14 protein-coding genes are annotated in these 16016 nt (G+C 66.8%); 10 read left to right on the top strand and 4 right to left on the bottom strand.

The annotated features are described in order from the left end of the window. Positions 1-20: 20 nt before the first annotated feature. The gene (locus tag H289_RS0113545; protein WP_020101338.1) at positions 21-623 is read right to left on the bottom strand and encodes a TetR/AcrR family transcriptional regulator; all 603 of its coding nucleotides are present in this window, start codon (positions 621-623) and stop codon (positions 21-23) included. 74 nt (positions 624-697) lie between these two features. Here H289_RS0113545 and H289_RS0113540 point away from each other — a divergent pair, with 74 nt between their 5' ends. From H289_RS0113540 to H289_RS0113525, 4 genes are all read left to right on the top strand, one after another. Continuing rightward, positions 698-1696, top strand: coding sequence for an oxygenase MpaB family protein (locus H289_RS0113540; RefSeq protein ID WP_020101337.1), 999 nt, complete (start codon positions 698-700; stop codon positions 1694-1696). 73 nt (positions 1697-1769) lie between these two features. Further along, complete coding sequence (locus H289_RS0113535) at positions 1770-3134, top strand: ABC1 kinase family protein (protein WP_020101336.1); 1365 nt, start codon at positions 1770-1772, stop codon at positions 3132-3134. 58 nt (positions 3135-3192) lie between these two features. After that, positions 3193-4119, top strand: a complete 927-nt coding sequence (locus H289_RS0113530) for an alpha/beta fold hydrolase (protein ID WP_020101335.1) — start codon at positions 3193-3195, stop codon at positions 4117-4119. A gap of 211 nt (positions 4120-4330) precedes the next feature. Beyond that, a complete protein-coding gene (locus H289_RS0113525; protein WP_029105190.1) occupies positions 4331-5227 on the top strand; it encodes a cyclopropane mycolic acid synthase family methyltransferase in 897 nt (298 codons plus the stop codon). A 57-nt stretch (positions 5228-5284) separates the two neighbouring features. Here H289_RS0113525 and H289_RS31840 read toward each other — a convergent pair whose 3' ends face one another. Continuing rightward, the gene (locus H289_RS31840; protein ID WP_020101333.1) at positions 5285-7117 is read right to left on the bottom strand and encodes a cellulase family glycosylhydrolase; all 1833 of its coding nucleotides are present in this window, start codon (positions 7115-7117) and stop codon (positions 5285-5287) included. 419 nt (positions 7118-7536) lie between these two features. On the opposite strand from H289_RS31840, the gene H289_RS0113515 reads away from it, so the two are divergent. Then, a complete protein-coding gene (locus H289_RS0113515) occupies positions 7537-8430 on the top strand; it encodes an endonuclease/exonuclease/phosphatase family protein (RefSeq protein ID WP_020101332.1) in 894 nt (297 codons plus the stop codon). 1 nt (position 8431) lies between these two features. On the opposite strand, the gene H289_RS0113510 is transcribed toward H289_RS0113515, so the two are convergent. Beyond that, entirely contained in the window at positions 8432-9091 is a 660-nt protein-coding gene (locus tag H289_RS0113510; RefSeq protein WP_020101331.1) for a M15 family metallopeptidase, read from the bottom strand. Positions 9092-9170: 79 nt separating this feature from the next. Then, positions 9171-9827, bottom strand: coding sequence for a TetR/AcrR family transcriptional regulator (locus H289_RS30480; RefSeq protein ID WP_020101330.1), 657 nt, complete (start codon positions 9825-9827; stop codon positions 9171-9173). 361 nt (positions 9828-10188) lie between these two features. On the opposite strand from H289_RS30480, the gene H289_RS0113500 reads away from it, so the two are divergent. Genes H289_RS0113500 through H289_RS0113480 form a run of 5 tightly spaced genes read left to right on the top strand, consistent with a single transcriptional unit; the run spans position 10189 to position 15995 of the window. Then, on the top strand, positions 10189-11046 hold the full coding sequence (locus tag H289_RS0113500; RefSeq protein WP_020101329.1) for an SDR family NAD(P)-dependent oxidoreductase: 858 nt from the start codon (positions 10189-10191) through the stop codon (positions 11044-11046). After that, entirely contained in the window at positions 11043-11906 is an 864-nt protein-coding gene (locus tag H289_RS0113495; RefSeq protein WP_020101328.1) for an SDR family NAD(P)-dependent oxidoreductase, read from the top strand. Before H289_RS0113500 ends, H289_RS0113495 begins: the two co-directional genes overlap by 4 nt. A gap of 11 nt (positions 11907-11917) precedes the next feature. Then, a complete protein-coding gene (locus H289_RS0113490) occupies positions 11918-13444 on the top strand; it encodes a flavin-containing monooxygenase (RefSeq protein WP_020101327.1) in 1527 nt (508 codons plus the stop codon). Next, positions 13441-14970, top strand: coding sequence for a flavin-containing monooxygenase (locus H289_RS0113485; protein WP_020101326.1), 1530 nt, complete (start codon positions 13441-13443; stop codon positions 14968-14970). Before H289_RS0113490 ends, H289_RS0113485 begins: the two co-directional genes overlap by 4 nt. Next, positions 14967-15995 carry an alpha/beta hydrolase gene (locus tag H289_RS0113480; RefSeq protein ID WP_020101325.1) on the top strand — a complete coding sequence of 343 codons (1029 nt, stop codon included), beginning with the start codon at positions 14967-14969 and terminating at the stop codon, positions 15993-15995. The genes H289_RS0113485 and H289_RS0113480 overlap by 4 nt, the downstream gene beginning before the upstream one ends. Positions 15996-16016: the final 21 nt, after the last annotated feature.

Genomic DNA, 16016 nt, shown 5'->3' with positions numbered 1-16016 from the left:
CAACCCGGGCAGCCATTTCGTCACTCTCGGCGCAGCACCAGTGCCAGCGCCGCGTCGACCACCGCGTCCAGGTCCGAACCCAGTGAACCGGACAGCCACTGCTGAGCCAGCTCGGCCATGGCCCCGGTGTACATGGCCGCCCCGACGCGCGCGGCGACGGGATCCGAACCGGGGTGCAGCCGGCCGCCCTCGGCGAGGACGGCGTCGAGCAGCAGGTCCTGTGTGACGGCGCGGCGCGCGGCCAGCACGGGATTGGCGCGGGCCTCGGTGAACAGCACCCGGCCGCGCCGCGGATCGGCGGAACCGAAGCCCAGTACCGCGGCGATGCCCGCGCGGGTCCGGTCCCGCACCGAGTCGCCCGCGATGGTGATCGCGGCGTCGACCACGTTGGCCAGTTCGACGCTGACCTTGTCGTAGACGGCACCCAGCAGATCGTCGATGCCGTCGAAGCTCTCGTAGAAGTACCGGGTGTTGAGCCCGCACTCGCGGCACACCGAACGGACCGACAGCGCCGTCTCGCCGCCGGAGCCGAACAACTCGAACGCCGCGTCGACCAGCAGACCGCGCCGCTCGGCACGGCGGTCATCGAGCGGAATCCCCGCCCATCTGGTCGGTGTCGACATTCCTACAGCCTAGGTCTGGTCACACCCGTCACCAAATACTATTCTGGTTACGACCGTGACCAGAAAGGGTTGACGTGTACCTGCCGCACCAGTTCATCGAGCACCAGCTTCAGCACCGGTTCGACCAGACCATCCGGCGGAACTATTTCCGTGGCATGGAGTTCGCGGGTCCCGCGGGAGACCCGGGCTGGTTCGGCCCCGGCAGCGCCGTCTGGCATGTGCACTCGCACACCGAGGCTCTGGTCTTCGGCCTGCAGTGCGCCGCGTTCATCGAGCGCCTCGACCCGTCCATCTACTGGATGGGCATGCACCACTCGCGCCTCGTCAAGCGCGACGAGAACGGTGAGGCCATTCCGGTCGTCGACCCCAAGGGCGCAGCTGTCCGGCTGGGCCACTCCATCGCGTTCTTCATCGGCACCGCGTACGGCAGCACCGAGACCGCCGAGAACCTGGCCCGGACCGTGCGCGCCATGCACCACACCATCAAGGGCGTCCGCCCGGACGGCGCGGCCTACGACGCCGACGACCCCGACTGGCTGCGCTGGAACTACGCGACGGTCGTGTGGGGCCTGGCCACCGCGCACGAGCTGTACCACCCGAATCCGTTGCGCGGCAAGAAACTTGACCGCTACTACGGCGAGTTCATCCGCGTCGGGCACGCCCTCGGCGGTACCGACCTGCCCACCACCAAGGCCGAGACCCTGGACTGCCTGAAGTCCTATCTGCCCAAGCTGGCACTGACGCACGGCGCTGCCATGGCCACCGGCCCGAACCTGCCGATGCCGCAGAGCGCCGTCGACTGGGCCGTGCGGGACACCATGCCGAAATGGGCCAAGCAGTTGCTCGGGCACACCGATCCCAACCCGGTCGAGCGTGCCGCCCGCCGCGCCGTCGTGTGGTCGGTCATCAACGGCCTGCACACCGCCGCCGGACCGTTCCCGGAATTCCGTCAGGCCAAGGCCCGCGTCCAAGGCGGCGTCGACCCCGAGCTGGCGCCGCACACCGTCCCGGCGTACGTGCCCGGCAGTGACCCGGTGCGCAGCCGCGCCGACATCGAGAGCGTCTTCGTCTGATCCGCGCCGGCAAAACGGCGTGACGCGAGACACACCTTTTTGGCGGTACCCGGGGTTTTGAGACACTTCACCAATGAGTTCTCCGCGGAAGACACCGCACCGTGAAGGTGCCAGGCTGGACCGGGTGCCGCTGCCCGTCGAAGCCGCCCGCATCGGGGCCACCGGCTGGCAGCTCGCCCGGACCGGCGTACGGATCGTCGGCAATGCCTTCTCCAAGGGCAGCTTGCAGCACAAGGTGCTCAAACAGGTCCCGAAAACGTTCTCCGACCTGGGCCCGACGTACGTCAAACTCGGCCAGATCATCGCGTCCAGCCCCGGCGCTTTCGGTGAGCCCCTGAGCCGCGAGTTCCGCAGCCTGCTGGACCGGGTCCCGCCCGCCGACAAGGGCCAGGTCCACAAGCTGCTGCGCGAAGAACTCGGTGGCGATCCTGCCGACCTCTTCGCCACCTTCGACGACGAGCCCTTCGCCTCCGCGTCCATCGCCCAGGTGCACTACGCGACGCTGCACTCCGGCGAAGAGGTCGTCGTCAAGATCCAGCGCCCGGGCATCCGCCGCCGCGTGGCCGCCGATCTGCAGATTCTCAAGCGCGGCGCGCAGATCGCCGAACTGGCCAAGCTGGGCCAGCGGCTGTCGGCGCAGGACGTGGTCGCCGACTTCGCCGACAACCTCGCCGAGGAACTCGACTTCCGGCTCGAGGCGCAGTCCATGGACGCCTGGGTGGCGCACATGCACGCCTCGCCGCTGGGCCAGAACATCCGGGTGGCCCAGGTCTACTGGGACCTGACCAGCGAGCGCGTACTGACCATGGAACGCGTCGAGGGCATCCGCATCGACGACGCCGCCGCCATCCGCAAGGCCGGGTTCGACGGCGAGGAGCTGGTCAAAGCCCTGGTGTTCAGCGTGTTCGAGGGCGGTCTCAAGCACGGCCTGTTCCACGGCGACCTGCACGCCGGCAACCTCCACGTCGACAAGGACGGCAAGATCGTCTTCTTCGACTTCGGCATCATGGGCCGCATCGACCCGCGGACCCGGTGGCTGCTGCGCGAACTCGTGTACGCCCTGCTGGTCTCGAAGGACCACGCCGCGGCCGGCCGGATCGTCGTCATGATGGGCGCCGTCGGCACGGTCAAGCCGGAAGGCCAGGCGGCCAAGGACCTGGAGGCATTCACCACGCCGCTGACCATGAAGTCGCTGGGCGACCTGTCGTACGCCGAGATCGGCAAGCAACTGTCCACCCTCGCCGACGCATACGACGTCAAGCTGCCGCGCGAGCTGGTCCTGATCGGCAAGCAGTTCCTCTACGTCGAGCGGTACATGAAGCTGCTGGCGCCGCGGTGGCAGATGATGAGCGACCCGCAGCTGAAGGGCTACTTCGCCAACTTCATGGTGGACATCAGCCGCGACCACAAGAACGCCGACGGGCAATCCGCGGAGTAAACCGGAAGCCGAGCCCGAATCCGACCATCGAACAGCGCCAGCTGAGATACGAGTAGACATGCAGCCCGAACGAGACACCGACACCGACGTCCGGACCGGATTCGCCCGCTCGGGCGACCTGGAGATCGCCTACGAGGACATGGGCAATCCGGACCATCCGGCGGTGCTGCTCATCATGGGCCTCGGGGCGCAGCTGCTGTTGTGGCGAAAAGGGTTCTGCGACAAGCTCGTCGAGAAGGGTTACCGTGTCATCCGGTTCGACAACCGCGACGTGGGCCTGTCGACCAAGATCGAGGGCAGGCGCTCCGGTTCCGCGCTGCTGCCCCGGATGCTGCGGTCGTACGCCGGTCTGCGCAGCGAGGCGGTCTACACGCTGGAGGACATGGCCGACGACGCCGCGGCGCTGCTGGATCACCTGGAGATCGAGCAGGCACACATCGTCGGCGGGTCGATGGGCGGCATGATCGCGCAGGTCTTCGCGGCCCGCTACCAGCACCGGACCAAGACGCTCGGCGTCATCTTCTCCAGTAACAACCAGCCGCTGCTGCCGCCGCCCGGCCCGAAGCAACTCAAGGCCATCACGACGCGGCCGCAGGACACGTCGCGCGCCGGCGTCATCGCCAACGCCGTCAACGTCGGCCGCATCATCGGCAGCCCCGGCTACCCGACGCCGCTCGACCAGGCCCAGGCCGACGCCGCCGAAAGCTACGACCGCTCGTACTACCCCGTCGGCGTCGCCCGGCACTTCGGGGCCATCCTGGGCAGCGGCAGCCTGCGGCACTACGACGAGATGATCACCGTCCCGACAGTCGTCATCCATGGTCGGGCCGATAAACTGATGCGACCGAGCGGTGGTCGAGCAGTGGCCAAAGCGATCCGGCGCGCTCGGTTGGTGTTGTTCGACGGCATGGGTCACGACCTGCCCGAGCCGCTCTGGGACGACATCGCCGGTGAACTGGCAACCACATTTGCCGAAATCCAATAGACGTATCAGTCCGGTCACAGCCGCCGCCACGCTGGGGGAATGAACGCGGCTTCCGGCCTGAAGGCGGTTACGTTTGCTGTCTCGACTGACCGTGACGGCGCGTTACACCAACGTCAAGGAATTGGTTGGGGGCCAGGTATTGTGCGGTCACGATTGTGATTTAGTGACCGTCATCACCAGTGAGTGAGGAAGGTCAAGTTAGGTGTTAAAGATGATTCAGGATTCGACTGGGGCCAAGGACATGCGGCCGCATTTCGAGGACATCCAGGCCCACTACGACCTGTCTGACGATTTCTTCGGGCTGTTCCAGGACAACTCCCGCAAGTACAGCTGCGCCTACTTCACCGGACCTACCGTCACGATGGAACAGGCGCAGCTCGCCAACGTCGACCAGCATCTCGAACGGCTGGACCTCAAGCCCGGCATGACGCTGCTCGAGATCGGCTGCGGCTGGGGCCTGACGATGCAGCGCGCCATGGAGAAGTACGACGTCAACGTCATCGGCCTGACGCTGAGCAAGAACCAGCAGGCGTTCTGCACGGAACTGCTGAGCAACACCGAGTCGGACCGTTCGCACCGGGTGCTGCTGCAGGGCTGGGAAGAGTTCCACGAGCCGGTGGATCGCATCGTGTCGATCGAGGCCTTCGAGCACTTCGGCTTCGAGCGCTATGACGACTTCTTCAAGAACTGCTACGAGATCATGCCCGCCGACGGCCGCATGACCATCCAGAGCAGTGTGAGCTACCACCCGTTCGACATGTCCGCCCGCGGCAAGAAGGTGTCGTTCGAGATGGCGCGGTTCATCAAGTTCATGGCCACAGACATTTTCCCGGGCGGTCGCCTGCCCACCACGCAGATGATGATCGATCATGGCGAAAAAGCCGGCTTCAACGTTCCGGAGCCGCTGTCGCTGCGTAACCACTACATCAAGACGCTCGGGGTCTGGGCGGCCAACCTCGAGCACCATAAGGACGAGGCGATCGCGATCTCCGGCCAGGTGAACTACGACCGCTACATGAAGTATCTGACCGGTTGCCAGTACTACTTCCTCGACGAGTGCCTCGACGTCAGCCTTGTCACCTACACCAAGGAAGAGGAAGCCGCGTAGGCATCTTCGACAAGTAGCGCCCCCGACCCGAGGTCGGGGGCGCTACTCGTTTCGGGATCAGTTGTCGGACGACGACTTCGCACCTGCGTCACTGTGACGGTGCGAGCGCTTCTCGACGACGGGCGGGGTCCCGTCGGACGCCGCGGTGCCTGACTTGTCCGGCTTGTCCAACTTGGCGGCCTGGTCTGACTTGTCCGACTTGGCGGCCGGGTCCGACTTGGCGGCCTGGTCCGACTTGGCGGTCTTGCCGCCCGTGTCCTTCGGGTGCGAGGTCGATCCGTCATCCTTGCGGGGCTTGCCCGACGTCTTGCCGGACGAGTCCGCCGCCGCAGTGGTGTCCGACGTCTTGCCGTCCGCGTCGGTGTCCGAGGCCTTGCCCTCCGCCTTGGTATCCGACGTCTTGCCCGCCGCGGCATCCGACGCCGCCGTGCTGTCGGACGCCGTCGACGCGGCGTCCGCGCCGGTCCCCTTGGCGCGCTTCTTCACCTTGGTTGCCGTCGATGCGGTTTCCGTGGATTCGGTCGTCCCGGATTCCGCGGCCGCGGCCGTCGTCGCAACGGACGCCGTGGCAGCGGTTGCAGTGGCGGATGCCTTCGCAGCCAACGGCGTGGCGGTCGGCAAGACTCCGCTGAGGTGCGAGCTGACCGCCGTGACCCAGGCGTTGATGGCCTTGCCCAACTGCTGGAACTCGCCCTGGATCGCCAGACTGATCGAATTCAGCAGGCTCGCCAATGACTGGGCGATCGCCGTGACCCCGGAGACGATGCCACCGACCGTCGAGCCGACGCCGCCGGCCGCACTGCTGGCGTACTCCTTGATCGCCGCTTCGATGACGGCGACGGCCAGCTTCGGCGTCCAGTCGGCGTTGTAGATGCCGAACCCATCGGCACCGGCGACGCCGTCCTGCGCCGTGTAGATGAACACCGGCCCGGCATAGGCGAGGGTCTGCCAAGTGTCGAGCAGATTCTTGATCAGGTCGGCCTGGGTCTGCTCGCTGACGTCGTTGGTCGATGCGCCGAACTCGCTGATCCAGATCTTGAGGTTGCCGTCGCCGTACTGCTGCAGGAGCTGATAGATCGCATTCAGTTGTGTCAGTGGGGAATTCGCGACGCCGGAGCCCGACGAGAAGGGCAGCGACTCCTGATACGGATGGAACGACAACGCGTCGAAGTAGCCGGAGGCGCCGGCAGCCAGCATCTCCTTGACGAACGTCACCGGATCCAGCGTGATGCTGCCGAAGCTGATGACGCTGCCGAGCGCACCGGCGACCACGGTGGCGGTCGGGTCGACCGCCTTGATCGCCGGGTAGGCCGCCTTGAGCAGCGCCGCATAGGCGGTTGCGTCGATGGGGTCCGAGGACAGCACGTAGTTCGGCTCGTTCCAGATCTCGTATGCCGAGATGATCGAGCCGTACCGCTTGGCCACCTCGGTCGCGAATGACGCGTACGTGGCGGGGTCCGGTGTGCCGGCACCCGTGATGGACGTCGAGGAGCCCGCCCATGTCGGCGTGCTGGCGATCTCCACCATGACGCCCATGTTCCGGTCCGCCGCGGCCTGCATGACCATGTCCATGTAGGACCAGTTGTAGGTGCCCTGCGCAGGTTCGACGAAAATCCACGGCACGAAGACCCGAATGTCCTGAACCCCGATGGACTGCAGGGTGTCGAGTGTCTGGTCGATCTGCGCCTGGGTCTGCCCGTACAACCCTGAGTCCGCGATCCCGATGGTCGACGGCGACGACACGATTTCCGCGGTGTTCTCGATCTGGGCGGTCAGATTCGACGGCCCGCTCGACGGCGGCGCGTACGCGCAGATCAGCGCGATCGGGAGTATCGCGATAATGCCGCGAAGCGCACAGGCACGGACCAATCCGCGCAGCGACCAATACATGCCAGCCTCCTCACCCCGAACGACAGGCCAGCGAATTGTCGCTAGGCCGTCAATGAATGGCGGAGACATTACCGCCATTGGCGGCAACAAATCTGCAGAACCGTCAGAGACATAAACATACCTATGGTCAATAACCAGGTGGAAAGCTATTCTCCATTCACAGCCCGCTGATAGACTCCTGACAGAATTTTCCAATAAATCGACAATGACGCATTGTATAGCACACGTAATTACATGTCACAGCAAATACGAATTACCGTTGCCAAAGTCACCGATACGAAGCAGAACATACGTCCGGTACATTTTTCGGAACAGCTCGACGCGAGCCGGCGCGGCCGATACGAGAAGAGCGGAGACAGATCATCGCGACGTGGCATTCAGTTCTGACGTACGCCGGCGCCATCTCGCTGTGCGCAGCCGTGGCCGGACTCGCGGTGCGGTGGATTCCGATCGTCAACCGGACGTTGTTGGCGCTGGCCGCCGGCGCCCCCTATGCGCTCATCGGCGCCCCGGTTGCCGCCGTCCTGTTCGGTGTCGCGGGAAGCTGGCCGCTGACAGCGGCCGCGGTTGCGACCACCGTCGCCGCGGCCGTCGTACAACTGCCCCTGTTCCGACGTGCGCAGGCGCCGGCGGGCCCCGCACTGCGGTTCCTGTCGGCCAATCTGCGCTACGGACGGGCCGACGCCGAAGCCGTCGTCCGGTACGCCGAGGAGGGCGCGGATGTCGTTGCGCTGCAAGAACTCACGCCCGCCGCGTTGGCCCGGCTGGAGGCCGCGGGGCTGGACCGGCTGTTCCCGCACCGGGCGCTGCGCGAGATGGACGAGCCCGGTGGCGTCGGTCTGTGGAGCCGCCACCCGATCAGTGACGTCCGCATCGACGACGGATTCTGGCTGGGAATGCTGGCCGCCGACGTCCACCTGCCCGAGGCGCCGGCCCCCACCCGGGTGCTGACCGTCCACCTGTCCGCGCCCTGGCCCGACCCGCTACAGGGCTGGCGCGACGACCTCGCGCGACTGGCCGGCACGTTGCTGACGGCGGCCCGGGCAAGCACCGGCCCGGTGCTGCTGGCCGGCGACCTCAACGCGACGCCGGACATGCGCGAGTTCCGCCGGCTGCTGCGGCAGGGCTATCAGGACGCCGGCGCGCAGGCCGGTGCCGGCGTGGTGCGCACGCATCCGTCCGACATCGTCGCGCCACCGGTTTTCGCCGTCGACCACATCCTGACGCGCGGGTACGTGGCCACCTCGCTGCGGACGCTGCAGGTGCCCGGTTCCGACCACCGGGCCCTACTGGCGCAGTTGGTCGCCGGCTGACTCAGTTCACCGGCACGTCGAGGATCGGGCGCGGCTCCGATGCGCCCGGCCCGTTGAAGTGCCACCACTCCCCCGGGTAGACGGTCAGCCCGCCGGCGACCATGGCGTCGCGCAGCCGCGCGCGGTTGGCCTGCTGCGCTGGGGTGACTCCCGCGGTCGCGTAGGCCGTCGCGCGCGGCGTGAAATCGTCGAAATCGGTACCCATGTCGACGCCGGTGATCGTCACGTCCACCGACAGGCCGGACTCGTGGCTGCGCGCGAACTGGCTGGGTTTGGCGACCCAGTTCGGGTCCGGCACGGCCTGGAACATCCGCACCTGCACGTCATGCGGGCGGTAGCAGTCCCAGAACGTCAGCACCTCGCCGTGCGCGCGCAGAATCCGGGCGGCGGTGGCCAGCCCCGGCGCCATGGACTCGTGGATCAGGCACCGGGCATCGGCCGGATACAGCGCGACGCCGACGAAGTTGTTCTGGGTGGCGTAGCGCAGGTCGATCACCGCGTCGGGGACGACGGTCCGGACGTCGATCAGTCCGGCCGCGGCGGCCTGCGGTGACACCGGCGGCGGGGCGGGCTGTGGTGCTGCCGAGGCCGCGCCGAGGTCCGGCCCGAAATTCCCGACCGACAACAGCGCGCCCAAGGCGACGAGTGTTCGCACGAACATGTGTCGAGGTTGCCAGATCCCGGCACCGGACAACCACGGGATCACCGGAAGTCGCGGCGCGCCAAGGCGGTCGGCGGGCTCAGCGCACGGGCGACACCGGCTTTCTGGTGTTCTTGGCACCGGCCCGCCGATTCTTCGTCGGCGCGGACTTGTCGGGCCGATCATCTGCCGCCTGCGGTGTGGCCAACCGGTCCATCCACATCCGCAGCGTGGTCACCAACAGCGCCGCACTCTGGTCGGCGTCGGCCATCCCGATGGCCTGCGATATCGCCAATCCGCTTCCGGTCGCCACGATGGCGTCGATCGCCTGATCCAACCGCGGGTCGGCGGGATCGACGCCCTCGGGTATCAGGTCCTCGATCATCACCCGGACCGACTCCCGGAACCGATTGATGGTTTCCATGGTCCCGGCAGTCTGCTCGGGGTCCCCCAAAGTGCTCAACAGGTACTCCGAGCCGAGCACCGTGAGCGGGATGTCCGACGACAACCGCGACCACCAGATCGCCAGCACCCCGAACCTGTCATCCACCGAATCCGACTCGCCGACAAGCATTTCCAGCAGCTTGGTGGTTTCCGCGAGGTACCTCGTGCGGAGGACTTCGAGGCAGAGCGCCTCTTTGCCCGCGAAGTTGCCGTAGACGGCACCGATGGTGCGGCCGGCGTCGGCCGCGATGGCTGCGATGGAGGTGCCGTGATACCCGTTCGCATAGAACAGCCGCGCCTCCGAGTCGAGCACATCCTGGCGCGTTTGTGCCTGACTCTCCGCGCGTGTCAACACTTTCCGAGCCGCCACAGTGTCCTCCGCAGGTCCGCCAACCATCGCCGACGAGAGGCCAGACTACCGCGTCGGCCCGCCGGAAATTTGATATTGCCCCAATATCCGAATAGGGCTACTATCCGAAATGTGACATCGGCTCCACGGCGGACAGCCAGACGGCGGCGCCATGCCCATGCCCGCGATGAGCACGACGCAGGCCCGGCGACGCGTCCCGCCCCGCGAAATTGATTACCGCTCAATTCTTTTCATTGCGATCGACCCAAGGAGTCGAAATGACCGATACACACCGCACGACCAGCACCGCCGAAGGCTGTCGACCATGGCGGTGACAGTGGTGACGGGCGCCGGCAGCGGCATCGGACGTGCGACGGCCTTGCGGTTCGCCCGCAACGGCTCCGAGGTCGTGGTGGCCGACATCAACGAGCAGACCGGCAAGGAAACGGTCGACCTCATCCAGGATGCAGGCGGCCGCGCGGTGTTCCGGCGACTCGACGTCGCCGACCTCACCGACTGGGAGGACTTCACCGACCGGGTGTGCGCCGAACACGGCGTGCCCGATGTCGTCGTCAACAACGCCGGCATCCTCATCGGAGGCGGGTTCCTGGAGCAGTCCAATGCGGACTGGCGGCGGATGATCCAGATCAACATGATGAGCCCGCTGGTGGGATCGCGGTTGTTCGTGCAGCGCATGACCGACGCGGGCGTGCGCGGCCACATCGTCAACGTGTGTTCGGTCGGCGCCTTCATGCCGACGCCCATCGCCCCCTCGTACGTCGTCGCCAAGGCCGGTGCGTGGTTCGGCACCCAGGCGCTACGCGCGGAGTTCGGCGACAAGGGCATCGGCGTCAGCGCGATCTGTCCTGGGTTGATCCGAACCAGCCTGGCCGCCAATGGGACTCGCGGCGGAGTCGACGACAGCGACAGTTCGGACTGGGCGGCGAAACTCGCCGCCGGTCACCGTTACATCGGCCGGTCCCCCGACCGAGTGGCCGGCGCGATCGAACGCGCCGTGCGCTGGAACCTCTCGACCGTCCCTGTTGGCATCGAGGCCTGGGCCGGCTGGTATCTGTACCGGCTGTCACCGAGTGCGGCGCGCGGATTCTTGGGACTGTTCACGATGTCGATCGCCGACAAAGCAGTGGCCCTGTCCGGCAAGATCTTCGGAGGTAAGCGATGAAGAACGTCATCGTCACCGGCGCGGGGGCCGGCATCGGTCGCGAGACGGCAAAGCTGTTCGCCGCCAAGGGCGGTCGGGTGGTCGTCGCCGACATCGACATGCCGGCCGCGAAGGAAACGGTCGAGCAGATCGTCGGCGCGGGCGGCCAAGCCGTCGCCTACCGGCTGGACGTGGCCGCCGAAGACGAGTGGGAGGCCTTCGGCGAGTGGATGTTTGCCCACTTCGGCGCGCCCCACGTGCTGATCAACAACGCGGGCGTCATGGACCTCGGCGGGTTCGTCGAGATGAGCGCCGCGCAATGGCAGCGCGAGATCGACATCAACCTGATGAGCGTCATCTACGGATCGCGGGTCTTCGCGCAACAGATGATCGACGACGGGATTCGCGGCCACATCGTGAATCTGTCGTCGGCGGCCGCGTACTTCCCGTCCAGGCTCGAGCCGGCATACGGCGTCGCGAAGTCGGCGGTCCTGATGGCCTCTCAGTCGCTCCGGGTGGAGTTGCGCGGCAAAGGGATCGGCGTCACCGCGATCTGCCCGGGCGCGATCCGCACCAACCTGCTCGCCAACGGTGAACGGGCCGGGCTCACCGCGGCGCAGCAGGCGGCGTGGCGTGAGAGCGCGGGCGGTATGCAGCGATACGCCTACACCTCACCGCAGAAGGTGGCCCGGGCGATCGAACGGGCCGTGCGGTGGAATTCGGCGATCGTGCCGGTCGCACCGGAAGCCTGGCTGCTGTACGGGCTGTTCCGGCTCTCCCCCAGCCTCACGCGCGAAATTCTCGCGCGCGCGTCGTTCGACCGCATCGAATCCGTGATCCCGGTCGTCGGTAAGGCACTCGCCCGGCTGACCGGGAAATAGGAGATATGACAATGACATCCAGCGAGACCCCCGAGTTCGAGGTCGTCGTCATCGGTGCGGGCTTCGGCGGCATCAACGCCGGCGTCCGGCTCCGGCAGGCCGGCATCGAGAACTTCGTCATCCTCGACAAATGGGACAAGGTGGGCGGGACGTGGAACGCCAACCACTACCCCGGCGTCGCGGTCGACATTCCGTCGTTCATCTATCAGTTCAGCTATCACCAAAAGGGCGACTGGTCGCGGCTTTTCGCACCGGGTCACGAAATTCAGGCGTACGCCGAGGAGGTCGTGGATGCCCACGGGCTGCGGCCCAAGCTGCGCCTGAACACCACGGTCACCGGCTGCCGGTTCGACGAGGCGAACGACATCTGGCACGTCAGTACCGACACCGGCGAGGTGACGGCCCGGTTCATCATCGCGGGCATCGGCGGCCTCGAGGTACCGAACCTCCCGGATATCGCGGGCATCGACAGCTTCGGCGGGACGGTGCTGCACACCGCCGCCTGGGATCACAGCGTCGATCTGCGCGGTAAGCGGGTCGGCGTCATCGGCACGGGTGCCAGTGCGCTGCAACTGATTCCGGAGGTCGCCAAAGTCGCCGCCCACCTCACGGTGTTCCAGCGCACCCCGATCTGGGTCGCGCCCAAGCCGGATTGGCACACCGGCCCGGTCACCAGGGCGGTGCTGGGCACCCCGATACTGCGCGCGCCGTTGCGCGCGATCGGCATGGTGGGTGTCGAAGTCGGTGTCGGCGCCGGCATGCTGCACGGGCGGCGTATGAAGCCGCTCATCCGCGGTGCGGAAGCCGCGCTGAAACTCTGGATGCGCACGCAGGTCAAGGATCCGGTGACGCGGGAGAAGCTCACCCCGAAGTACCTGCTGGGCTGCAAGCGGCCATCGATGCACAACGAGTACTTCAAGACCTACAACCTGCCGCACGTCGATCTGGTGACCGACCCTATCGAAAAGGTCATCCCGGACGCGGTGGTGACCGAGGGCGGCGCCGCGCACGACATCGATGTGTTGGTGTGCGCCACCGGATTCAAGGTCATGGCCAAGGGCAGCACGCCGCCGTTCCCGACCCTGGGCCGCGGCGGCATCGATCTCAACGAGTTCTGGGAAGCCAACCGCTACCAGGCGTACCAGGGCGTCTCGGCGCCGAAGTTCCCCAACGCCTTCCTCGTCATCGGGCCGTACGCCTATGCACCGGGCTCGTATCTGGTGTTGATCGAGTCGACCGGGGACCACGCCGTGCGCGTGATCACCGAGGCGCGGCAGCGTGGAGCCACCCGTGTGGAGGTCAAGCAGGAGCCGCACGACCGCTTCTTCGCGGACATGCAGAAGCGCGTCGCCGGGACTCCGCTGATGACCTCGGCGTGCGGCGGCTCCAACACCTACTACCTCAATCATCACGGTGACGCCGCGGCGTTCCGCCCGACCACTGTTCTGGAGATGCGGTGGGCGAACCAGCATTTCCCGCTGTCGGACTACCGGTTCACCCGCAACACGGTGCACGTGCCCGAGGGTGTGAGCGCATGAGTACGACGCCACAATTCGAGGTTGCCGTCATCGGCGCCGGGCCCGGCGGCATTGCCGCGGGGGTCAAGCTCCGCACGGCCGGCATCGACGACTTCGTCATCCTCGAGCGCGCCGACGATGTGGGCGGCAGCTGGCACGAGAACCACTACCCCGGTCTCGGCGTGGACATCCCGACCATCGCGTATCAGTACTCGTTCGCCCGCAACGCCAACTGGGAGCGTTTCTTCGCCAAAGGCGCGGAGGTCAAGCAGTACCACGTCGATGTCGCCCGAAAATACGGGCTGTACGACCGTATCCGGTTCAACACCGACATCGAGCGGGAGGAGTGGGACGACGCTGGCTGCTTCTGGAAGCTGCATGCCGCCGACGGCTCCGTCGTCACCGCGCGGTTCCTGATCAGCGCGGTGGGCGCGTTCGTCCGGCCCAAGGAGGACGTCGGGATCGCCGGTGCTAAATCCTTCAAAGGCAAGGTACAGCGGCCGACGGACTGGGACCACGACTACGACATGACCGGTAAGGCCGTCGGCATCATCGGCACGGGAGCCAGTGCGGTGCAGATCATTCCGGCGATCGCACCGGAGGTCGGCCATCTGACGGTGTTCCAGCGCACCCCGGTCTGGTCCATTCCCAAGCCGGACTTCCGCGTACCCGCGGCGATGAAGAAGCTGCTGGCGATCCCCGGTGTGCAGGCCACGATCCACGGCGGCGTGCTGGTCGTGGTCGACCTGATTCTCCGTGGCGCACTGCGGACCTCGCGTTCGACGCTGGACAGAGCCGACGCACTGTGTATCCGCGGCTACCGCAGATTCGTGGCCAGAACGGTGCACGACCCGGAGACCAGTGCGAAGCTGACGCCGAACTTCGGTCTGCTCGCCAAACGGCCGACGATGTCCAACGGATACCTGCAGGCCTACAACCGCGCCAACGTATCGCTGGTGACCGATCCCATCGAGAAGATCACGCCGACCGGCGTCCGGACCCGCGACGGAATGCTCCACAAGCTGGATGTGCTGATCCTGGCCACCGGCTACGAGGTGTTCTCCGACCCGGAGACGTATCGCCCGGGAACCGTCGTGGGCCGGGCCGGTTTCGACCTCGCCAAGTTCTACAACGAGGAAGGGCTGCAGGCGTACGAGAGCGTCTCGGTGCCCGGGTTGCCCAACCGGTGGACGCTGTGCGGCCCGTACTCGTGGACCGGGTCGGGCTGGCACGCCTTTGTGGAAATGACCGCAGATCATGCCATCCGCGCCATCACCGAGACGCGCCGGCGCGAGGCGCAGGTCTGCGAGGTCCGTCGCGAAGCCGCCGACGCCTACCACCGCGCGACCTACCAACGTGCCGAGCTGTTGCGCTATTACCTGGCCGACCTCAACGGGCATGTGCCGACCTACTACCGCAATTCGCAGGGCGACACCACCTACATCCGGCCCTCCGGGTTCTTCGAGGCGAGCCGCGGCAACCGCAAATTCCCGCTCGACGACTACCGCTACGAAATCCCGGCCACGATCGAGGAAGTCCGGGCATGAGCGTCGTCGACTCCGTCACCATCGAATTGCCCAGCCGAGCGAGCGTGGCGTTGCGGATCGCCGATGCGTTGGGCCGCAGAACAATTCGCCCTGCGCTCGACGCGATTGCGATGTTGGGTTACCGCGGTCCCTTGCGCGGCACTCCCGCGTTCCGCATCGCCAACCTCGCCGAGCTGGTCACCGTCCCGCTGCGGGCGCCGCGCGGCACCCGCCGCCGCGCGCTGCGCTTCGCCGGATTCCGCGCGGAATGGCTGTGGCACAAGACGATCGCGGGCCCCGATGAGGTCACCGGCGGTGCGATCCTCTACTTCCACGGCGGTGGTTTTGTGGCTGGTGGACTGCACAGTCATCGCCGGATCGCCGGCCGCGTCACCCGCGCCGCGGGCATCCCGCTGCTCAACGTCGACTACCGGCAGCTGCCGGCAGCCCACATCACGGACACCGTCGCCGACGCGCTCCACGCCTACGAGTACCTGCTCGAACGGGGCTTTGCACCCGAAAAGATCGTGTTCGCAGGCGATTCCGCGGGCGGCGGCCTGACCTTCGCCGCCGCGCTGGCCGCACGTGAGCGCGGACTGCCGATGCCCGGCGGTATCGGCGCCATCGCGCCGTGGGCCGATCTCGACCCGGCACGCAGGCTGGCCCACGCCAACGATCGGACGGACGCCGTGCTGTCGGCCTTCGCGCTGTCGGTCCCGGCGTCGATCGGTTTCGCGGCCGGCGGCGATCTGGATCCGCGATGGTCGCCGGTGAATCACGACTTCACCGGGCTACCACCGGTTTTCATCCAGGTGGGCTCGACCGAGGTTTTCCTGGCCGACGCCGAACAACTGGCCCAGTGCTGCCGAGAGGCGACCGTGCCCTGCACCGTGCAGATCTGGGATCGCGCGTTGCACGTCTTCCACGCCGGGGCCGACATCCTGCCCGATGCCCGGGCCGCGATAACCGACATGGGACGCGCCCTCCGCGCATTCGTCGACGCCGCTGCCGCGTCGCTGCCGACCGACCACAGCACGGCGGCATGACCGCGGCGATACCCGCTCCGC

Source organism: Mycobacterium sp. 360MFTsu5.1 (assembly GCF_000383495.1).
Classification (GTDB): domain Bacteria; phylum Actinomycetota; class Actinomycetes; order Mycobacteriales; family Mycobacteriaceae; genus Mycobacterium; species Mycobacterium mucogenicum_B.
Note: the sequence above shows the minus strand (reverse complement) of the source record. Positions and strands in the feature narration are given on the sequence as shown.